Origin of the sequence: Swingsia samuiensis, assembly GCF_006542355.1 — a bacterium.
In the GTDB taxonomy this organism is placed as follows: Bacteria; Pseudomonadota; Alphaproteobacteria; order Acetobacterales; family Acetobacteraceae; genus Gluconobacter; species Gluconobacter samuiensis.
The window spans coordinates 1,811,320-1,832,879 of record NZ_CP038141.1 but is presented as its reverse complement, the minus strand read 5'-3'; the positions used below and the strand labels follow the sequence as shown (position 1 = coordinate 1,832,879).

At 44.3% G+C, this 21,560-nt stretch carries 19 protein-coding genes and 2 tRNA genes; 11 read left to right on the top strand and 10 right to left on the bottom strand.

Annotated elements, in window-relative coordinates:
* Nucleotides 1-8 precede the first annotated feature (8 nt).
* Entirely contained in the window at nucleotides 9-1,385 is a 1,377-nt protein-coding gene (locus E3D00_RS08695; RefSeq protein ID WP_141461755.1) for a DUF2130 domain-containing protein, read from the bottom strand.
* A gap of 473 nt (nucleotides 1,386-1,858) precedes the next feature.
* Here E3D00_RS08695 and E3D00_RS08690 point away from each other — a divergent pair, with 473 nt between their 5' ends.
* Genes E3D00_RS08690 through E3D00_RS08680 form a run of 3 tightly spaced genes read left to right on the top strand, consistent with a single transcriptional unit; the run spans nucleotide 1,859 to nucleotide 3,529 of the window.
* Nucleotides 1,859-2,581 (top strand): hypothetical protein, encoded by a 723-nt coding sequence (locus tag E3D00_RS08690; protein WP_141461753.1) that lies wholly within the window; start codon nucleotides 1,859-1,861, stop codon nucleotides 2,579-2,581.
* Nucleotides 2,578-3,051: a hypothetical protein gene (locus E3D00_RS08685; protein WP_141461752.1), complete on the top strand. Its 474-nt coding sequence runs from the start codon at nucleotides 2,578-2,580 to the stop codon at nucleotides 3,049-3,051. The genes E3D00_RS08690 and E3D00_RS08685 overlap by 4 nt, the downstream gene beginning before the upstream one ends.
* 4 nt (nucleotides 3,052-3,055) lie before the next feature.
* A complete protein-coding gene (locus E3D00_RS08680; RefSeq protein WP_141461750.1) occupies nucleotides 3,056-3,529 on the top strand; it encodes a hypothetical protein in 474 nt (157 codons plus the stop codon).
* 60 nt (nucleotides 3,530-3,589) lie between these two features.
* Here the strand turns inward: E3D00_RS08680 and guaA are convergent, their stop codons facing one another.
* Nucleotides 3,590-5,191, bottom strand: a complete 1,602-nt coding sequence (gene guaA / locus E3D00_RS08675; protein ID WP_408909370.1) for a glutamine-hydrolyzing GMP synthase — start codon at nucleotides 5,189-5,191, stop codon at nucleotides 3,590-3,592.
* 96 nt (nucleotides 5,192-5,287) lie between these two features.
* Here guaA and E3D00_RS08670 point away from each other — a divergent pair, with 96 nt between their 5' ends.
* The 3 genes from E3D00_RS08670 (at nucleotide 5,288) to E3D00_RS08660 (ending at nucleotide 5,909) form a co-directional block, all read left to right on the top strand.
* Nucleotides 5,288-5,662: a hypothetical protein gene (locus tag E3D00_RS08670; protein ID WP_141461745.1), complete on the top strand. Its 375-nt coding sequence runs from the start codon at nucleotides 5,288-5,290 to the stop codon at nucleotides 5,660-5,662.
* A gap of 60 nt (nucleotides 5,663-5,722) precedes the next feature.
* Nucleotides 5,723-5,799 (top strand) — tRNA-Arg (locus tag E3D00_RS08665).
* A 33-nt stretch (nucleotides 5,800-5,832) separates the two neighbouring features.
* A tRNA-Arg gene (locus E3D00_RS08660) sits at nucleotides 5,833-5,909 on the top strand.
* An 11-nt stretch (nucleotides 5,910-5,920) separates the two neighbouring features.
* Here the strand turns inward: E3D00_RS08660 and E3D00_RS08655 are convergent.
* The gene (locus E3D00_RS08655) at nucleotides 5,921-6,352 is read right to left on the bottom strand and encodes a response regulator (RefSeq protein ID WP_181441957.1); all 432 of its coding nucleotides are present in this window, start codon (nucleotides 6,350-6,352) and stop codon (nucleotides 5,921-5,923) included.
* Between the two features lie 122 nt (nucleotides 6,353-6,474).
* On the bottom strand, nucleotides 6,475-7,224 hold the full coding sequence (locus E3D00_RS08650) for a trypsin-like serine peptidase (RefSeq protein ID WP_246091415.1): 750 nt from the start codon (nucleotides 7,222-7,224) through the stop codon (nucleotides 6,475-6,477).
* A gap of 67 nt (nucleotides 7,225-7,291) precedes the next feature.
* On the opposite strand from E3D00_RS08650, the gene lysA reads away from it, so the two are divergent.
* Together lysA and E3D00_RS08640 are read left to right on the top strand one after the other, a co-directional pair.
* Nucleotides 7,292-8,626, top strand: a complete 1,335-nt coding sequence (gene lysA, locus E3D00_RS08645; protein WP_246091414.1) for a diaminopimelate decarboxylase — start codon at nucleotides 7,292-7,294, stop codon at nucleotides 8,624-8,626.
* The gene (locus E3D00_RS08640; protein ID WP_141461741.1) at nucleotides 8,619-11,306 is read left to right on the top strand and encodes a DUF4175 domain-containing protein; all 2,688 of its coding nucleotides are present in this window, start codon (nucleotides 8,619-8,621) and stop codon (nucleotides 11,304-11,306) included. Before lysA ends, E3D00_RS08640 begins: the two co-directional genes overlap by 8 nt.
* A 61-nt stretch (nucleotides 11,307-11,367) precedes the next feature.
* Here E3D00_RS08640 and E3D00_RS08635 read toward each other — a convergent pair whose 3' ends face one another.
* From E3D00_RS08635 to E3D00_RS08610, 6 genes are all read right to left on the bottom strand, one after another.
* Complete coding sequence (locus tag E3D00_RS08635) at nucleotides 11,368-12,015, bottom strand: HAD family acid phosphatase (protein ID WP_246091413.1); 648 nt, start codon at nucleotides 12,013-12,015, stop codon at nucleotides 11,368-11,370.
* A 23-nt stretch (nucleotides 12,016-12,038) separates the two neighbouring features.
* Complete coding sequence (locus E3D00_RS08630) at nucleotides 12,039-13,181, bottom strand: MFS transporter (protein WP_141461737.1); 1,143 nt, start codon at nucleotides 13,179-13,181, stop codon at nucleotides 12,039-12,041.
* An 82-nt stretch (nucleotides 13,182-13,263) separates the two neighbouring features.
* On the bottom strand, nucleotides 13,264-14,022 hold the full coding sequence (locus tag E3D00_RS08625; protein ID WP_246091412.1) for a CDP-diacylglycerol diphosphatase: 759 nt from the start codon (nucleotides 14,020-14,022) through the stop codon (nucleotides 13,264-13,266).
* A complete protein-coding gene (ppx, locus tag E3D00_RS08620) occupies nucleotides 14,022-15,500 on the bottom strand; it encodes an exopolyphosphatase (RefSeq protein ID WP_141461735.1) in 1,479 nt (492 codons plus the stop codon). The genes E3D00_RS08625 and ppx overlap by 1 nt, the downstream gene beginning before the upstream one ends.
* A gap of 5 nt (nucleotides 15,501-15,505) precedes the next feature.
* Nucleotides 15,506-17,737, bottom strand: a complete 2,232-nt coding sequence (locus E3D00_RS08615) for an RNA degradosome polyphosphate kinase (RefSeq protein WP_408909369.1) — start codon at nucleotides 17,735-17,737, stop codon at nucleotides 15,506-15,508.
* A 141-nt stretch (nucleotides 17,738-17,878) separates the two neighbouring features.
* Nucleotides 17,879-18,595, bottom strand: a complete 717-nt coding sequence (locus E3D00_RS08610; protein ID WP_141461733.1) for a DnaA/Hda family protein — start codon at nucleotides 18,593-18,595, stop codon at nucleotides 17,879-17,881.
* Nucleotides 18,596-18,674: 79 nt separating this feature from the next.
* Here E3D00_RS08610 and purM point away from each other — a divergent pair, with 79 nt between their 5' ends.
* The 3 genes from purM to E3D00_RS08595 are packed head-to-tail and all read left to right on the top strand — an operon-like array spanning nucleotide 18,675 to nucleotide 21,557.
* Nucleotides 18,675-19,739 carry a phosphoribosylformylglycinamidine cyclo-ligase gene (gene purM / locus E3D00_RS08605; RefSeq protein WP_181441956.1) on the top strand — a complete coding sequence of 355 codons (1,065 nt, stop codon included), beginning with the start codon at nucleotides 18,675-18,677 and terminating at the stop codon, nucleotides 19,737-19,739.
* Entirely contained in the window at nucleotides 19,736-20,317 is a 582-nt protein-coding gene (gene purN / locus E3D00_RS08600) for a phosphoribosylglycinamide formyltransferase (protein ID WP_141461729.1), read from the top strand. Before purM ends, purN begins: the two co-directional genes overlap by 4 nt.
* Before the next feature lie 4 nt (nucleotides 20,318-20,321).
* A complete protein-coding gene (locus E3D00_RS08595) occupies nucleotides 20,322-21,557 on the top strand; it encodes a hypothetical protein (protein WP_141461727.1) in 1,236 nt (411 codons plus the stop codon).
* The last annotated feature ends 3 nt before the right edge of the window (nucleotides 21,558-21,560 follow it).

The window sequence follows — 21,560 nt, the reverse complement described above, 5'->3', positions numbered from 1 at the left end:
ATACTTCGTTAAAAATCTCTTTTCTTTAAATCAGAAAACTTATCCGCCATTGTTTTATTCCCTCGGGTCAATTTTTTGATTGTTACATCCTGCGCTTTATCATTCGCAAGGCGTAAGTTTCTATCGGCTCCTAATAAAGCATCCTTTGTTTTTTGTAGATGATTAATCGACTTATCAATTTCCTCAATAGCCGACTGGAACCGCCGTGAAGCCAGATCATAATTCTTTGAAAAAGCACCTTTAAATTCATCCAGCTTCTTCTCAAAATCAGTAATATCAACATTTTGCTTTCTCATTAAAGCAAGTTCGGTTTTGTATTCTAGTGATTTAATAGAAGCATTCCGTAACAACGTAATCATCGGGATAAAAAACTGCGGTCTAATGACATACATTTTTGAGTAACGGTGAGACACATCAACAATCCCAGAGTTATATAAATCATTCTCTGGTTCTAATAATGATACAAGAACCGCATATTCGCACTTCTTCTCGTCGCGATCTTTATCTAATTCTTTAAAGAAATCTTCATTCTTTTTCTTCGTAGCCGTCTGATCACTTTCATTCTTCATTTCAAACATAATCGAGACGATTTCAGTCTCATTCTCGTCCATATCCCGAAAAATATAATCTCCCTTACTCCCACTGCGTGCATTATTATCTTTTTCAAAATACGCCCGTGGAAATGCCGTTGCACGAATGCGATTAAATTCGATCTCACAATGCTGCTCGAGAGTTTCTCCGACCATTTTGGTCGATAAACGCGCTTTCATATCTCTCAACCGTTCGATTGCGTCATCCCGATCTTTAATCTGAAGCTCGTATCTTTCTTTCAGTGCATTTTCAGAAAGAGATTTCTCAAACTCTACTTTTTGCAGGCTCGTTTTCAGGGCGTCCCGCTCTTTCTCAATTGGTTGTACGGCTTTAACTAGTGCTAATTCTTGAGAAGCCTTACTGGCATCCAACTTTGCCTTCAAATCCTGTATTTCTGCATCTTTAACGGCACCTGCTTTCTGCAAAGCATTCTCTAAGTTCATCGCCGCTAATTGAGCCGTATTTTGATGTTCATGTTTAACACGATCAAGTTCATTTTTTAATGCATCACGCTGTTTCTCAAGCCCTCCCAAAGCTTCTGCCAGCGCAAATTTTCGTTCACTTTCCTCTGACTGAAGTTTATTTTTTAACTCCTGTATCACTACATCTTTAGCAGCTGTTGTTTGAACACGCGCAAGTTCTACCGCCTGTTCTTTGTCTTTTTCAGCCACACGAAGCCGTTCTTGCAATTGCTCGTTAAAATCATGATCTCGGACTTGTTTTAAAATATCCGCATAACCTGTTTCATCTACCTTAAATGCTTTTTTACAATGCGGACAAATAATCTCATTCATTTCAATCTAACCTTTTCTATATGACGTACTTTTATTAAAGAAATAATAATTCGCAATCACATATATTTTATCCCTGATCGCATTCCATTTATCACAAATTATGCATTATTACTTCTCTAAATACATTATTTATAAAGCAGCAATCAATGGCAGAACCCCCTTTATCCAACTCCCCTCTTTGGGGACCTTTTCAAACTTAACAAATTGCCACAACCAAACTTAGCCAATTTATTGATAGCGCCCTAGATCGGTCAGTCGGAATAACTTGGGCTAATGGTGATAATCTCTGCGTTTTAAGGTCTCCTCTTTTCGATGGAGCCGGCTTTGGGGAAACCGTCATTGTTGAATGGAAACCCATTCCTACTCCATCAAAACCGACTCCTCCTATCCACCCCACATTTTGGGGAAAAATAAAAGGCTGGATCCAAGAAATTATCGATGATGAAGTAGAGACATCAAGAATCCGCGGTGAAATGGATATGGAACTTGGCAATGCTTTGACAAAAAGTATCACCTCTATCCCAGTCATTAAACGAGCATTTAATGACGATGAAAATGACACAATAGGAGTTGCTCTAGACGTAGTTGCTGTCGGTTTATCTATTGGAGTAATAACCGCTGCGTCTGGCTGGCTCGCTATCGTGGCAACCATAGGAGCTGCTATTTTACTTCTCACAGATGGAGGTGCTTGGGCACTTGAAGTCTCAGGGGATGAAGAAGATGCTGAAACATTCAAGCAAAGAACTGCTCTTCTTCGTTGGACAGCAATCCTAGCATCCATCCCTGATGCTGCTCTTGGTATCTATAAAATAGCCCAAGATGTACCTGAGATAATAAACGCCTCTCAAACTGCTACTAAGTCGGCTCAAAACGTAATGAAGAGAGCAGAGCAAAATGCAACACGAGCACAGCAAGAATCTTATAGTGCACCCAATTCTGCTGCTCGCGCTCGTTCTGCTGAATATGCCAAAAAATATGCTGAGTTGGCTGAGCGGGCTCATCAACGCGCCATTAATGAATCACAAGCCCTTCAACGAGAGCTGAAAAAACTAGCGCTTCATGAAGTAACCCCTCGGCTAACTGTTCCCCCCTCCCTCTATCTCATGTCGAAGGACGAATTAAACCCGGAAAACCACGATATAATTGCTCGTAATCTTCACAGACTTGGTTTCCATATAGGATCAGTACACAAATGAAAAATATTTTCCTAGATGATCAAGTCAATATGACCCGAAGCGAAAATCTTATCTTTACTTTGGGAATTGTTTTTACTGGCAATCTATCTTTGACCAGCATAGGTTCTGCTATTTACGCTTATATATTCCCTAACGACCAGAAATACTCCCTATTTGCAGGATTTATTTTAAGTCTTTGCTTTATTTACACTTTTCAATTCCTTCTTAGACGTGCTTTACAAACTCACGATACCGAAAAAAGACTTCAACGGTTAACTCAACTTCAAATCCTTCCGTCTCTTGAGATAATTTTTTCTTTACTGAGTTTAATCATCTCTTTCTCTATCAATTTTTTTCCACCTCACACGGACACATTAAAACATTTTCATCTTGCCATACTTCTTGCTCGTGTATTCTCTGTTGCTAGCGTTCTTTCCATCCCTTTTGCATTAAAAACAAAACGTATTTCATGGCTCGCTCAACCAAGATAAAAAAATGAAAAATATTTTCTTAGATGATCAAGTCAATATGACCCGAAGCGAAAATCTTATTTTAGCTTTAGGGATTACATTGACTGGTGGCCTTGCTCTGATCAGCATGGGTTCTACTATTTATACTTATATATTTCCTCACGATAAAAAATACTCTGTATTGGCAGGGTTTATTTTAAGCCTTTGCTTTGTTTACATTTTTCAATTCTTGTTTAGACGTGCTTTACAAACTCACGATACCAAAAAAAGACTTCAACGTTTAACTCAGCTTCAAATTCTTCCGTCTCTTGAGATAATTTTTTCTTTACTGAGTTTAATCATCTCTTTCTCTATCCAATTTTTCCCACCTCACGCAGCCACATTACAACATTTTCGTATTACCGTAATGATTGCTCGTGAATTCTCTGTTGCTAGCGTTCTTTCCATCCCTTTTGCATTAAAAACAAAACGCATCTCATGGCTTGCTCAACCAAGATAAATAAACGAAAAAAGCCCGCTCAAAACGGGCTTTTTTATAAAACTTCTAGAAAAGATCAGATCATTCCCATTCAATGGTGCCGGGAGGTTTAGACGTAATATCGTATGTTACGCGGTTAATCCCACGGACTTCGTTAACAATACGCCCTGCAACCCGATTTAAAAAAGCAAAATCAAAAGGATAAACTTCAGCAGTCATTCCATCTGTGCTGGTAACAGCGCGCAGTGCACACGCTTGATCATACGTGCGGCCATCCCCCATAACACCAACAGTTCTTACAGGAAGAAGAACGGCAAAAGCCTGCCAGATGGCGTCATAAAGGCCGGCATTTCTAATCTCTTCAAGATAAATCGCATCGACTTTTCTTAAAAGATCCAACTTCTCTTTTGTAATATCCCCAGGAATACGAATAGCGAGGCCCGGTCCTGGGAATGGATGACGTCCTACAATATTCTCTGGAATTCCCAATTCACGCCCAAGAGCTCTTACCTCATCTTTAAAGAGTTCTCTCAAAGGCTCAACAAGCTGCATATTCATGCGCTCAGGTAAGCCACCAACATTATGATGAGATTTAATGGTGACTGATGGACCGCCTGTGAAGCTTACACTTTCAATAACATCTGGATATAACGTTCCTTGAGCAAGGAATTGTGCTCCACCCAGCTTTGCAGCTTCTTCTTCAAAAACCTCAACAAACAAACGGCCGATCGTTTTTCTTTTAACTTCAGGATCGGTTACACCCGCCAGTTCCTTTAAGAACAAATCAGATGCATCACGATGAACCAAAGGAATGTTAAACTTCCCACGGAATGTTTTTACAACTTCATCAGCTTCACCGGCTCTTAAAATGCCCGGATCAACAAAGATACACGTTAGCTGATCACCAATTGCTTCGTGAATAAGCTTTGCAGCAACAGAACTATCCACTCCTCCGGATAGGCCGCAAATAACTTTTCCATCACCAACTTGCTTACGAATCCGTTCAATTTCTAAATCACGGAAACCAGCCATACTCCATGTCCCGTTACAACCGACGACATCATGGGTGAAGTTCCGTATTAAAGCCGCTCCATGCGGTGTATGCACTACTTCAGGGTGGAACTGCACACCATATAAACGGCGTCCCTCATCCGCAATAATAGCGAAAGGCGCTCCTTCTGAATGAGCAACAGCACGAAACCCGGGAGGTAGTTCTGTGACACGGTCACCATGGCTCATCCAGACTTGCTCACGCTTGCCTCGAGCCCAAACCCCGCGAAACAAAGCACAATCTTCAGCAATATCTATATAAGCGCGTCCAAACTCACGATGTTCATGTGTCTCCACTTTCCCACCTAGGAGTTGGCACATTGCTTGCTGACCGTAGCAAATGCCGAGAACGGGTCGATTTAGTGAAAAAACACTTTCAGGAACGGCAGGCGCATTTTCATCATGAACGCTAGCAGGACTTCCCGAAAGGATAATCCCACGAGGATTAAATTCCTTAATTTTGTCATCTGTCGCGGTGAAAGGCCAAATTTCACAATATACACCGCTTTCCCGTACTCGACGGGCAATAAGTTGTGTTACTTGGCTTCCGAAGTCTAGAATAAGTATCCGATCTTCATGAAGGGTTTCATCAAGCTTAGTAACAGATTTAGAATCCTTCTGGGTCAATGTAATGGCCTCACACGTTCCGGGGGTTATGACTTTTAATGCAACCCTATAAGCGGTTGTGCTCTATACGTCACCACTCTTCAAACAAGGAGCAACAATAAGATGCGTTTAACAACCTTTCTTTCCTTCTCTACAATGGTGCTTCTCGCAGCATGTGCAACCCCAGACCCTGGGAAAAACCCTGAAGGACGCTGGGCTGGCACTCTCATTACAGACCAAGGATCATGCCCTACAACAGCACCTTCTACATTAGCGATTGAAGGGAAAGAAATTATTTTTACCCCAGGAGATAATTCCCAGATTCTTCGCGGAACCTACACACCTGGTAGTCAACACTATCATGCCGAACTCCCTATGAAAGACATTAATCATCATCAAACAGCTATCGTTTTCAATGGATATCCTGTTGGACAAGCAATCGGTGGTATTTTTGGCTCACAAAGCTGCCGGGCTCACATTACAATGACCCGACGTTAAAAAATATTGTTAATGGGGGTTGTCATATTTTTAAACCCCCGATATAAACCCGCTCACGTTGCACCCGTAGCTCAACTGGATAGAGCACCAGACTACGAATCTGGGGGTTAGAGGTTCGAGTCCTTTCGGGTGCGCCAACTGCTATTATGTAATAGCTTAAAATTCGATACGCACCCGTAGCTCAACTGGATAGAGCACCAGACTACGAATCTGGGGGTTAGAGGTTCGAGTCCTTTCGGGTGCGCCAATCAAACAAAATCAACACAATTTCTCAATAACCTGATATAGGTTTTCCCATTCATAGGGCTTGGGAACGAAGGCTAGCTTCGGTGCTCCCTCCTTCATCTCATGATGAAGGCCATACCCGGTTGTTAATATAATTCCTATTGTTGGCCATTTCTTGCTTACTTTCTGAGCAAGATCCCACCCATTGAAATTACCTGGAACACCAACATCCGTAAAAACAAGATCAACCATCTCGCCTTTATCTAAAAATTCAACTGCTTCATCTGCTGTTTCAGCAAGGAATGGCTCAAATCCAGCTTCTTCAAAAAGATCCGCAGCTAAAAAACGCAACAAAGGCTGATCTTCAACAATAAGTATCTTTCTTTTTACTTTATTGCTGAAGGTAGAAAGTGAATCTAAACCTTGCGAGGGTTCATTATTAAATATAACACCCTTTTCTGCCATAGAATACATCTTCGCCTCCCGGTTACGATGACCTACAAAATATCAACTATGCTTGTTCTATTTAAACGCAGATCTTACGATAGGTTCTATTTTTATTTATAAAAATATTTGTGATATTCATTTTATTGAACTGGGATTGCCTCTCCGCCCTTCCCAACATTCGCTTCAACCACTATTCCACTCACGCCCCATTGGCCTTTTTCATTTTGTGACCATAATGGTGCCCCGCTTACACCATGTGTTCCCTCACAATCATGATGAATAAGCCCACCTGAATCTACCAGAACAGTGTGACAATGAAGATCTCCCAAAAGAACTTCAACCCGATCCTGAGAGTACCCCACCAAACGAGCAGCCTCTCCAGACTTTGCGGATAATAACATCGGCCGTTCCTGTATCCGAATAACAGGCTGCTTTAAAATCAAAACCGCTCGATCATTCATAACTGTTCCAGCTTCGTTCCTAGGATTATAGCCGGACGGTATAATAAACTGCTGAACACGCTCCTGCTGACGATAACGTCCCCGCTCATATCCCATCAAAACATGAACATCCTGAGGCCGAATATAATGCCCCGTTGCAGGAAGCCATAAACAATGAGCTGCTGTCATCATAACCGTTGGCGCAATAGCAAAGCCGGTACACCGTACGCCCAACTCTGTCTGTACACGCCCCAGAATACTCCATGGCATCGTATTAGGATCAATCACTTCGCGAGAATGGTTATTCCCTATGCCAGGTAGGTGTGGAAGCGGTTGTGCATTCACGTTTTTCCAAGCAAAACATACACTCAGAGCTAAAACAAAAATGCCTCTGTCCCATAGCCGAGAAAAAATTTGAAAAATAAATCGACCTTTCATGCTTTTTTTCATGTTTTAGCCCTTACTTTCACTTGAAACGCTTGGAACATCAGAAAGAGCAGGATACGGTAAGATCATCATGAATAATACACACGCATCAGAACCACTCTTGAATGATCTCCTTGCCGCTCGTCCTTCTTTAAAAATGGACGCGCGAGATGGTCTTCTTTTTGAAGGTGTCCCGCTCCATACAATCGCGGCGTCAGTCGGCACCCCATGCTGGATTACAGGCGCTAATACCTTCCGCCAGCGTGCAAAAACGTTAAAACAAGCCTTTGAAGCGCATAAACTCAATATGCATCTTCACTTTGCGATGAAATCGCAAGATCACCAAGCTGTCCTCACAGTCTTGCATCATTGCGGCTATGGTGTGGATATCGTAAGCGGCGGAGAGATGATCCGCGCCTTACGTGCAGGTATTCAACCAGAAGGGGTTGTTTTTTCTGGGGTCGGGAAATCTGATGAAGAATTACGCCTCGCTATTGAGAAAAACATTCGTCAAATTAACGTTGAAAGTGCTGAAGAACTTTTCCGCCTCAATAACATCGCAGCCACCTGCGGGAAGATCGCTCGAGTTGCACTCCGCGTAAATCCGGATGTGGATGCAAAGACCCATGATAAAATCAGCACAGGACGCGCTGGCGATAAATTTGGCATTGAGCATAACCAAGCAATACAATTATACGCTCAAGGGGCATCTCTTAAAAATATTCACCTCGTTGGGCTTGCTGTCCATCTTGGGAGCCAAATGTTAACCGCAGAGCCTTTCCGCAAAGGATATAGCCGCTTGGCGGACATGGTAAGAGAAATTCGCTCCATGGGACATAGCGTTGAAAGTATTGATTGTGGCGGAGGTCTTGGGATCTGTTATAAAAATGAAATCGCGCCCTCACCAGATATGCTTGCAGGCGTTATTGCTGAGACACTCGGTGATTTGGACGTTGAGCTCAGTTTAGAGCCTGGCCGTTGGCTCTCCGCTCCTTCCGGCATTTTACTTTCTCGTGTTATTGAAACAAAGGCTGGCTCACCCAGTTTTATCATTCTTGATGCTGCCATGAATGATCTTACCCGACCTGCTATGTATGATTCATGGCATGGTATTGTACCGGTTGCACCAACAGCCCTCAGCACTCCCACAGCCCCATGGCATGTTGTCGGGCCAGTCTGTGAAAGCAGTGATATCTTTGCCCGCGCACGTTTCCTACCGGAAAATCTAAAGCGTGGGGATCTTGTTGCGTTGCTCGATACTGGCGCTTATGGCTCTGTTATGAGTTCCACTTACAATTCTAGACCTCTTGCAACACAAGTTCTTATCGATAATGGCAAATGGGCTGTCATTCGCCAACGTCAAACAATTGAAGAGCTCATCGCTTCCGAAACTGTTCCTGAATGGCTACACTCCCATCATGCCTGATTTAACATCTGCAATCACACGCCTCACCTCTGCACGCCGCCGAGCCCGCCATATCATGTGGTGGGAAAAAGCTTTGCCTGCTTTGCGTTGGCCCTTTGTGATTGCAATGTTATTTATTCTTTCAACATTAGCACGTATCCCTCAATCCCTTCCCGACTGGATCCATGCTACATTTGAGATTGTATGCTTCATCGCATTCGTATGGCTATGCATCCGAGGGATACGATCTTTACCGACCCCAAGCACAGCAGAACTAGATCGACGCATTGAACACGCATCGCATTTTTCTGCTCAGCCTTTACTCACCCTTACTGATCAGCCTGCATATGCTGGTAGCGCTGAACAAAAGTACATCTGGGCAACTCATGTTCAACGCATTATTTCTTCTCTTGGCCCTTTGAGAACTGGCTTCCCGCACATTCAACTCACATTCCGTGAAAAAATCAGTAGTCTCATAATAGTTCTCGCCCTGCTGCTGGGTTTTACGATCAGTGGATCACACTCCATTTCAAGGCTTTATGCGGGGTTTGTACCTGGAGTTGATGATGACAGCGTGCCCCTGCCAACTCTACAAGCGTGGATAGAACAACCAGATTTTGCTCCCGGCGCTCCTATTTTTCTTTCTCAAACCACAGCTAACACCACATTTACTGTTCCACAGGGCGCTACTCTAAATATTATCGTAACAGGGGCGGTCTCTTCACCTTCTATTCAAGGTGCTCAGATTTTTAACCGTCATCAGTTAGATGAAAAAAGCTGGACTGCAAAAGCAACAATTCAAAATAATGCTACTCTAAAAATACGTTCTAGAGGGCATCTTTTAGGTCAGTGGCCTATTACTATCATTGCAGATTTGCCACCGGATGTCTCTTGGAATGGAAAACCATCTCCTCAAAAAGATGATTTCCGAACAGTTTTACCTTGGAAAGTGCATCAATCTTTTGGTGTTGCTTCTTTAGAAGCAGAAATACACCTGCCACACTCTCATAATAATCACATTATTCACATCCCAATCCCTTTAAATGGAACCCCCAAACAAGCGACAGGAACAGCTCAACCTGACTTATCTTCAAGTCCTTTTGCGGGAATGGATGTTGTTGGTATTTTGCATGCAACAAGCATTTCCAAAAAAGAAAACCGTAGCACACCAATCCACTTCACTTTAGGCGCTCGTAAGTTTTCTGACCCTCTTGCCAAAGCTATTATCGCTGTACGGCAGCGCTTAATGCTCAACCAAGAAACTCCCTCTCAAGCTGCATATGAATTACAACTCCTCACGCAAACCACCGATGTGCGTGGCATTTGGGCTGCTCTAGCCCTCAATATCGCCACTCTACAGCACCAGAAAACACAAGACATTCCCGAAACAATCCCCGACCAGCTCTGGGCTTTAGCTCTTTATCTTGATGATTTACGACACGATGGGCCTGAAATTGCAGATTCAGCAGCAGCCGTTCGGGCTGCACAACAAGGGGTCCAGCAACAACTCAATCATATGCATGATTTAGGAGAAAAAGGACGTTCCCTCGACGAGCAAAAAGAACTTCAACGTAGAACCCAAATACTCAAAGACGCTCTTAATCGCCGGATGCAGCTTTTATTCCAAAAAGCAGCTCAAAACGGGATTATTATGCCTCAGTCTCAAGCAAGCACCGCCGACCCATGGTCGGAAGAAATGCAGCGCCTTCAATCTGATGCATCCCAAGGGCACGGGGACGAAGCATTGAAACGTCTTCAACAAATGGAAGATATGGCTGAGCATATGCGCCAAGCCACTCCTGAAGACTTAAAAGCCCTAGCTCAGCAAATGCAAGCCCGTGAAGAGGCTCATGCTCAACATTCCGCTCTACGCGATCTGATTCATCGAGAAACAGCCCTTCTTGACCATACACAGGCTCGTCTATCCGAAGCACAAAAAGCTGCGCAAGCCCAAAATCCATCAGCCAATAATGCTCAGACAGATATTAGCCAGATGACAACTTCTGATCTGCTTCGAGAACTTGGACAGCAGCCTTCTAAAAGTATCGAACAGAATGAAGCCCCGTCAAACCTTCCGACAGATCCTGCAACCGTTGCCCAACAATCACCTGCTCGACAAATGGATCATGCTTCGCAACGGGCCTTAGCGCGTGTAAATAAGGTTTTGGCGCAACGAGTAAAAGAGTTAACACAAAAACCAGTTAAAGCATTTGATCAAGCTGCAAAAGACATGGCTTCTGCTCAAAAGAGTTTAGCCGATCGCAATGATAGTCAGGCCATTACAGCCGAACAAAAGGTTTTAAAAGACTTGTCCGATGCTGGAAAAGAGATGCAAAAAAATCAAGCATCTGGCGGTTCTGGCAGTGGTAAAAATGGCCGTTTGAGTTTCATTCCTTCAGGCGGCATGGGAAATAAAACTGGGCCTAAACACGGCGCGGCCGGCCAACAAGGCGACAATGGAGATGACGCTGAGCCAGATGACGACAGTGACGACGACACCCAGCAAGACAAAAGCAAAGATCCGCTTGGTCGAAAACTTGGTGAAGGACGTAGCAAAAATGATTCAAATATGCATATTCCAGACAGCAATGCTCGTGATCGCGCGCGTGATATTGAAAGAGAACTGCGTCGCCGTGCTGCAGACCGCACTCGGCCTCAAACTGAACTTGACTACTTAAATAGACTTCTAAAATCTTTCTAAATAAAAAAGCCTCCCTTTACAGGGAGGCCTTCGACACATCAGATGTAATTTCTTATTACGATCAAGGGATCCGATAAAAGGGATTTGGCAGTAAAAAACTTTTCATAGCATGCCCACCTGCTAGATCAGACGCCTGATCTCCAATATTAGCAATAATGGTATAGCCTTTCTGCTCAAGGCTTGCACGCACAGGCGCTTTGTAAGACGCTGCACTGGTGTAAGAATTCATTGGTCGCAATATTAATCCGTCCCAATGAGATATGCCTGATTTTTTTAGATTATCTGACGTAATAATACGCTCGTTTTCATGACGTCCTGTTACAAAAAACACAGAGACATTCAATCGCTGCGCTTCATCAATTAATGCTTTCATAGGTGGAAAAGCAGAAGATCGACCGCTCCTCTCCCATGAAAGAACGCCACATGGCCCCTGCGGAAGATGATCGCAAGTTCCATCAGGAAAATAAGCGAACTGATTAGCTCTTAACTCCTCCCAATTAGAAAGAGTTGTTTCATCAATATCCAATACGATTGCGGGCTTTATAACCTTACCTGCTTGCTCTTTTATCCATTGTTGAGCCTGCCCGACAACATCCGCAAAATCACGCTGATAAGCACCACTATCATGATATGCGATAGCAGCAGAAACAACATCGCTTATATTTTCAGGCGGTTTTGCATAAGCGGTAGAAATGCACAGAACCGTCATTATTGATAATGAGCATATACGCTTCATGGAGGAGCTACTTTTCTAGAAAATAAAACAATTGCAACGCCCGTTAATGCAAGTGCAGTTCCTTCAATAGAAAGACCAACATAACCAAAGCCTTCAGATAGAGCTATTCCCCCTACGGCTGCACCGATTGCATTCCCTAAGTTAAAAGCACCTATATTCACAGACGAGGCCAAAGCTGGCGCATCATGTGCCGCTTGCATAACACGCATTTGAAGCGCTGGCATAAGAGAGAAAGTCGCTGCGGACCACAGGAAGGCCATGATCAATGCCCCAGGAACCGTTTGAGCCAGCCAAGGGAAAAGAAGAGTTAGCCCCCCAAGGACAGGGAAAAACATAAGCAGACTCCCATCTAAAGACCTATCTGCACTTTTTCCCCCAATGGCATTCCCAACAGTAAATCCCACTCCTGTTAAAACGAGAGCAATTGTAATGATTGTTGCATTAGCGTGGGTAATATGCTGCAAAATTGGAGTAATATATGTGTATAATACAAACATTGCCGCGGCTCCAACAGCGGTTGTAAGGAGCGCCAAAACAACATTGGGCCTTACTAACACCTTGAGTTCATTGCCTACGTTCGGCAAAGGCCCAGTTTCTCCGGCTTTAATAAATATTTTTACAGCAATAATCGTTAAAATACCCAATAGAGACGTAATGGCAAAAGCGCTGTGCCAGCCAAAGTTCATACCTAGCCATGTTGCAGAAGGCACACCAAATATATTGGCAATTGTGAGTCCCATGAACATAGTGGCTACAGCACTAGCCTTCCGGTTCGGCGCGACAACAGAAGCAGCTTCGACAGCTCCCAGACCAAAAAAAGCGCCATGCGTTAGGCTGGTTAGGACTCTCGAAATCAGTAATAAAGTATATGTATTTGCAAATGATGATAATAAATTCCCGACGACAAAAATCCCCATCAGCAGCATTAAAGCTGTCTTACGACGATAACGAGCCATCAAAATTGTAACAAACGGCGCTCCAAGCATGACACCGGTTGCATATGCCGTTACCAAGCCACCTGCTTTTGGAACACTTACTGACAAGCCATGAGCTATACTGGGCAAAAGCCCCATAGGGGTAAACTCAGTTGTGCCTATAGCAAAGGCCCCAACAGCCAGAGCAAATAAGGACCAATTCATTAATAAATCTCCAACAATATATTAGTTTGATATAATTCGAACATATGCCTCACTTGCATTTATGACGCAACCAACAAGAATGTTACAAGCGACCATTACCAGATGTTCTTTGATATTTGGGGTTATCAAGCCGGCATTGATGATCTTGTAGTTCTTCCCCTGCGCCCCAATCGAGTGCGCGTGCTTGATCATCCAGTAAAATAAAGCCACCTTGTGCTGCGGGAGTGACAACAAGTGTATGCTTTCCCATATCCTCGGGTTCAGCCAAATCTTGAAAAGGAGATGGAGTAAGAGAAGATATTCGCTTGGCACGATAAAGATGCCCGTAAAGCGATATATCACTCCACTCTGAACCAAACATATTCTGATCCAACTTCGCACGCGTATAGGCCGTTAAGCAATCAATATGAATATGAAGCTGATCCTGACTTCTCCCCGAAATCGAATTAATAGCTAATGCTAAATCTTGATCTGGGATCTTAAAGCCATATCGTTTTTCGACATAAGACCGTTTTAACCAGGCTTGTAAGAAATAATTAGGAGTATCTGGTTTTAATAAACTTGCCGCCTCAATCCCTAAAGTTTTTTGAGTAGGAATTAACAGGTACTGCCCTCGCCCTTTAATATCTTTTAAAAGAGCAAAGCCTTGTTGAGCATCATATTCTGTACAAGGCGCATGAAGATGGTCTACTCGGCATCGACCATCCACGATCTGCCATAATGCATTTCTATTATGGATCAGTCTTTTATGAAAAACTGAAATCCCTCCGATCATAAAAGCGACAGCCAGACCAAGAAAAGCAATCGCTTTTAACCACGATCCCCTTATGGGAAAACGCACTATTCTTCCCGAACCTGAAGTTCAAGCGCCATAACATCTGCCAAGCGTTCAAAACGACGCAGAACAGCCCCTCCAGCAGCACGTACACTTCTTGCCCCCAAGATAAGCACTAATTTCTTGTCTTCTATCAGTATACGACATTCCTCAAGAAGAACCTTGGTTCCTGCGCACAAGGTATAAGCCAGCCGCAAGGCCAAACCTAACCGGATGGCTCGATCAATTTCTGAACGAGACAAAAGTTTGCGCGATGGCTCAAGAAGAGCTGAATTAATATCCACCTCATATCGAACAGCCAACGCTAACCCAATAAATGCTCGCGCCGAATGTTCAAAAGCAACACCATTGCTATGCAAAATACGTTTATAGGTTTGCTCAGCACGATATTCAGGATGATCATAAGCCCCAATATCCGACAAATCACATGCTAAATATCTCAAATATTTTTGCATCGGTGTCTCATCGGGGAATAATGAATCCGTCCAACGCGCCAAAGGATATCCTAAAGAAGCACTTCTCGCCAACCGCGAAGACATTTCATTCGTTAGTGCAACCATTGGATCTTCTTGCGCCACAGAAGAAGCAATATGTTTCATATACCACCCCTCCCGCAGGCCATCTGCACTAAATACAATTTTGGATGGCTTCACACGCTCAATCAATGCACGCAAAACAACAGCAGCAAAAGGCGCGTCTGCCATACGTTTCCGCGGTACATTGGGAAGTTTTTCAAGTGTCTTTTTCGAGGAAGAAATTACCCAATCTGTAAGGTCTCGGGCTTCCTTCTCTGCGAGTGAAAACAAATGAACTAAATTAAGGGGGTATTGTGTCCGTGAAATCTGGATACGCGCCAAAGCACGAAATGCCCCTCCGACAAGATAAAGAGGCCGCCCCGTCATACCCGGCAACCACTTCACCTCTGCTAACATTTCATTTGCGATCAGCCCTGCTTGCTCAACACTGCCTTTGGCTCGATCATGTAACCGAATAACGCCTAATTTCGTTGTAACGGCTTCATAATATTGCTTATCGGCCACATGAATAAGCTCTAAAGACCCTCCCCCAATATCAGCTACCAAACCATCAGCTTGCGGAAGACTACATAAAACACCTTTTGCGGAATAATCTGCTTCTTCTTCACCTTCCAGAACACGAATTGGGACACCTGGCATTCTGGCCCTGATTGCTGCGACAAAATCTGGCCCATTTGTCGCATCCCGTACGGCTGCTGTCGCTAACACCTCAAAAGGTTCGGCTCCCATCGCCCGTGCAACAGTATGAAACCGCCCTAGAACGTCCATAGCTAACGTAACACCATCTTCATTCAAACGACCGCTTGAATCCAACCCTCTTCCCAATTTCAGAGTGGCTTTCTCATTGAAAATGGGTTGAGGATTACGTGAAACCCCTTCAAACACCACCATCCGAACAGAGTTTGAACCAAGATCAACAATAGCTGAGCGCTGCGCTGTTAAGGACATAACAATTAGTCTTCCAAAATACGGTCTGGACGTGCACGAGGACGGTTTACTTCTGAAAGGGCTTTATCTCGTGCAGCCGACCCTCGCCCAGAAAGAGACGGATTATGCATGAAATAATCATGCGCTGAAAATGGATGAGAACTACTTGCCATACGATGCCAACATCCATCTTTAGATAAAATCCAACTTTGAAGATTATCCCTGATATTCATGGTCATAATCTGGCTAAGAATTTGCGTATGAGCGGTCGGATTTGTAATCGGAACCATTGCCTCTACCCGCCAATCCATATTTCTGACCATCCAATCGGCAGATGAGATAAATACCTTTGCTTTTTGAGAAGGCATTCTATGGCCGTTCCCAAAAGCGAAAATACGAGAGTGTTCGAGAAAACGACCAACAATCGACTTAATCTCAATATTTTCAGATAGTCCTGCAACACCCGGCCTCAAACAGCAAATCCCTCGAACAATTCCGACCACTTTAACTCCTGCTTGAGAAGCCTCATAAAGTAAGTCAATCAGTTCTGCATCTACCAAACTATTCATTTTCAGCCAAATTTTTGCAGGCTTACCCTCTTTGGCAAAAGAAATCTCATCTCGGATCAATTGCTCTAAAGTAGAACGAATAGTTACAGGAGAAAACGCCAGAGCCTCCATTTTAGCAGGCGTCGCGTAACCCGTCATATAGTTAAATAAACGAGCAGAATCAGCAGATAACTGCGGGTCACATGTGAAAAACGATAAGTCAGTATAAATACGCGCTGTTATGGGGTGATAGTTCCCTGTTCCAAAGTGAGCATAAGTCTTTAATGTGCTGCCTTCCCGTCGAACAACCAAGCTCATTTTGGCATGCGTCTTTAAATGAGCAAATCCAAAGACCACCTGCACGCCGGCGGCCTCTAAAGTACGCGCTAGGCGGATATTAGCTTCTTCATCAAAACGAGCCCTAAGCTCAACCATCGCCGTTACAGATTTTCCTGATTCCGCAGCTTCTATAAGGGCATGAACAATGGGGCTATCACGAGAAGTACGGTACAGTGTCTGCTTAATCGCTAAGACATTAGGATCCAGCGCCGCTTGACGTAAAAACTGTACGACAACATCAAAACTTTCAAATGGATGATGAACAAGAATATCTTTCGAGCGGATAGCCGCAAAGCAATCCCCATCATAATCCAGAATACGCTCTGGAAAGCGTGGCGTATAGGATGGGAAAACAAGATCAGGCCGATCATCAACGATCAATTGCTTTAAATCACTAATTCCCACCAGATGAGGCACAGTGACAATATCTTCCTCACCGACGCCAAGCTCTTCTCCCATCTCGCGCCCGAGAGTTTCTGGCAAATTTTGATCCAACGCCAAATAAATACAAACACCACGCCGGCGCTGTTTTAATGCTGTTTCATAAGAACGGACTAGGTCTTCCGCTTCATCTTCAAACTCAACATCCGTATCACGGATAACGCGCAATACCCCAGCTGCTCCAATCATCAAGCCTGGGAATAAGCGATCCGCAAACAAACGAATAAGATCTTCCAACAGGATAAAACGTATCTCACCCAATGCCCTACCATTTTCATCAAGACGATCGGGCAAACGCAAGAAACGAGACACTTGTGTTGGAAGAAGAACAAGCCCATCCATCACATGATTAAGCGTGACAGGATCTTTCAAACGCATTACCAGCGCTAATCCCATATTTGGGATAAAAGGCAGCGGATGGGATAAATCAACAGCTAATGGCGTTAGAACAGGAAAAACGCGCTCATCAAAAATAGCCGACAGCTCCTGACGGTCACGTTCATCCAGAGCGTCTAAACTATTTACAATTGAAATATTCTTTTCTTTAAGTTCTACCTCAAGAAGCTTCCAAACCCTTTGTTGCTCTTCTATTAAAAAATGAGCCTTTTTACGAACCGCGGACAACTGTTGAACAGGCGTTGCTCCATCCGGGCTACGCACGATCATTCCTTCACGAACCTGCCCAACCAGCCCGGCAACGCGCACAGAAAAAAATTCATCCAGATTGCTGGCACTGATTGATAAAAAACGAATCCTTTCCAATAACGGATTTCGTGCATTCTCTGCTTCTTCAATTACGCGCTGATTGAAATCCAACCATGATAACTCACGATTAATAAATCGATATGGAGAGCGAACAATATCTTCATAATCCTGTCGCGTAGGCACAACCATTCGACGACGCCTTGCCCGGCTTGCTGCTGGCGTCATTTTCCCCTCACGTGGTTGACGATTACGGCGTGAGGAGGATGACTGGTCTTTGTCGGTCGTCACGTGCACTCTTCCAAAAATCTTAACAGGAACACTGTTACAGCATCGAATCTTTACAAAACTCTGTCAATTGTCAGCCATTTATTCATGATCAGGCAAAAGCAAATCAGGTAATATTTCCTGCGCTAACCCGCGTGTAATTGGTATCCCTCTCGCTAAAGCCACTTCATCCAATCGCTCTACAGCACGAACTAAGGCACTTCCCGTCCGAGGCAAGTGTTTCCACAGCCATTCTGTAACGGATTGAGAAACCACAAGCTGCCGATCTGCCAACAAAGATAAAAGCAAAGTTGCTCTCAACTCATCATCTGGGTTTTCAGTCGCCGTTGTTGCAGTCGCCCTTAACCGACTGGCCAAGTCAGGAAGGGCAAAATGCGTCCGAGAAGGAGGCATACGCCCCACCATTAAAACATGATCCCCTTGCGCCACAGCATCATTTAATAAATGCAGCATCGTGGCTTCATCACCGGGCGAATCGGCATTATCAAGTGCCAAATTACCCTGAACCCGAACACGCCCTCCTGATGAAGACCGTGAAAAAAGACGAGCATCCAGCACTGTGGCATCATGCTCATACGCCCAAACTGTTAATAAATGTGTTTTTCCTGTGCCGGCTGGCCCCCATAGCCATAAGCGCCCATCTGGCCATATACTCCGCATTAACCATGCTCGAGCCGCCGCATTTGATGGGCTGACAATAAAACGATCCGCCGTCATGGCGGACACACAACGTAAGGGAAATGCTATTTGTGAAGCAGCATCGTGCACATTTACTGGTTTTTCTTGCTCTTTTTTCATAATTGTTTCTTTACCATGCATTCCGCCAGCGCTCAGGATGCTTTAAAACAACGCTACGTTAACTATGAGATCTTCTATCATGACCAAGCCAACCTCCGATACTTCCAAAGGCACTAGCTACGCACAAGCCGGTGTTGATATCGCCGCTGGAGACGCTCTTATTGATGCTATCAAACCCGCAGCCAGAGCAACAGACCGCCCTGGAACAATGGGAGGATTAGGTGGTTTTGGTGCTCTTTTTGACTTAAAAGCGGCCGGTTTTAAGGACCCTGTTCTTGTCAGTTGCACCGATGGTGTCGGCACAAAACTTATGGTTGCGATTGAAGCCGGGAAACATGACGAAGTCGGAATTGACTTGGTTGCTATGTGCGTCAACGACCTTGTCGTTCAAGGAGCTACTCCTTTGTTCTTCCTTGATTACCTTGCGACTGGCAAACTGTCTATTGAAGACGCATCAACCGTTATTAAAGGAATAGCTCAGGCATGTGCTGAATCTGGGTGTGCTTTAGTAGGTGGTGAAACAGCTGAAATGCCCGGCATGTATGACAAAGGCCATTATGATCTGGCCGGATTCAGTGTTGGCGCTGCAGAACGCGGTAATTTATTACCAACCAACATCAAAGCTGGCGATACTCTCATTGGCCTCCCTTCTTCTGGAGTGCATTCCAACGGCTTCTCCCTTGTGCGTGAAGTTGTGCGTCGCTCTGGATTATCATGGAAGGATGCCGCGCCATTTGAAACAGGCCGCACTCTTGCCGAGGCCCTTCTGACACCAACAAAACTGTATGTGAAAACAGTCCTAAGCTTGCACCAGCAAGGCCTTCTCAACGGTTGCGCCCATATTACAGGCGGTGGCTTGCCGGGGAATCTCCCTCGCGTCCTTCCTGAAGGCTTAGGTGTCTCCATTGATGGTTCTGCGTGGCCTGTACCGAATGTTTTCAAATGGCTCGCAAAAACAGGCAATGTTGCTAGCGATGAAATGCTGCGTGTCTTCAATTGTGGTATCGGCATGGTTCTTGTCACATCTGAACCCGATAAAGTATTAACTGCTTTGAAAAACAGTGGCGAAGTAGCTTATCGTATCGGAAAAGTTACTCAATCCGATACGGTTTATAGACTTGAAAGCCCGGTTTCTTTTTCATGAAACAAAAACTACCGATCGCGGTCCTCATCAGTGGCCGCGGAAGCAATATGAAAGCTCTCATTGAAGCATGTGAAAAGCCAGACTTCCCTGCGCGCATCAGTTTGGTTTTAAGCAACCGCCCTGATGCTATAGGCTTAGACGTTGCTCGCAATGCTCAATTAACAACGCAAGTTATTGATCACAAAACTTTTGGTAAAGACCGAGAAGCACATGAACGAAAAGTTCATGAAGCGGTCAAAGCTTCAGGCGCTGAACTGATTTGTCTGGCAGGGTATATGCGCGTTTTAACGCCATGGCTTGTAGAAAAATGGTACGGCAAAATGCTAAACATTCATCCTAGCCTACTACCGGCCTTTCCCGGGCTTCATACCCATGAAGCCGCGATTAAAGCAGGCGCACACGAACATGGTTGCACTGTCCATCTTGTAACCAGCGGTGTTGATGAAGGTCCCATCCTTGGTCAAGCTCGTGTTCCTGTTTTGGCAGATGACACTCCTGAAAGTCTTGCTGGGCGCGTACTCGTAGAAGAGCACACACTTTATCCAAAAATCCTCAAAGAGTTTATAGAAAGAAAATAACTGCATGCCTCTTCGCAGTAAAACTCTATTCTATTCTCTAGGCTATTTAATCCTTAGTCTCTTGCTTTTCTCAAGAGAACCGGATGTTTTACTGCATGCTCAATTTTGGGGAGAAGATGGTTGGTTTTGGTTTCCTGATGCGTACCATTATGGAATATCGTCTCTTTATTTACCCCATACCGGATACCTTCAAACTGACGATCGGATTGTAGCTTTTAGCAGCTTACTCTTACCCTTAAGAGATATCCCAACTCTTTTTGCTGTTATGGCCTTTTTCTTTCAATGGCTTCCATGCGCTTTTTTACTCTCTCCCAGATGTAAAAACCTGTTTCCTTCGACCATCTTCCGATTTTTTATAGCAACCCTTGTTTGTCTTATCCCCAACTCATGGGAGGTATATGTCAATCTGACAAATAGTCAGTGGCACCTCGCTTTTTTAGCACTCTTAATTGTTTGCTCAGCACCACCACGTTCGATAGCCGACAAACTCTTCGATATCAGCTTTCTTATCCTTTCGGGTTTAAGTGGGCCATTCTGCTTATTCTTACTTCCTGTCGCATTCCTGCGCACGGCGATAGAGCGCTCATCAACGAATATTACTCGTTTTTGCATCGTCATGAGCACGGCTATCATCCAATGCACCACAATTCTTCTAACAGGAGAGCGTACCCACATGCTCCCTAACCTTGGAGCATCTCCCTCTAAATTTACACAGATACTTGGTGGGCCGCTTTTTCTTTCTCCTGTTATTGGGCGAGATCATATAAAACAACTTGAGCTTTTACATAGCTGGCAAACAGGGTGGCTTCCATGGGGCATTACATTGGTTGGGCTTCTCTTGTGCCTTTACGCTTTCCAAAAAATCTCTGCCCTACGCCTTCCTCTTATCTTTGCAACAATCGTTTTAACGGCTGGGTTAACTCATCCCGCAGGCAGTTCCACTACAGCATGGGATGCGTTCCTTGTTCCCAATACGGGTATGCGCTATTTTTATATTCCTTTATGCATATGGATTATAACGCTTGCCACCCTGACCTTTAAAGGTTCTATCCCAATACGTTTTACTTCTGGGCTCATTCTTTTTTGTGCATTATCTTTTGGATTTCGACGGGATTGGCACTATCCAAAAGAGAACGACCGCGGCTTTACAGAACGGGCAAATTATTTTGATACCGCCCTTCTTGGGACCATTGTCACTCTTCCAATCCGACCAGGTACGTTCGTCACAATAACGAAATAATAA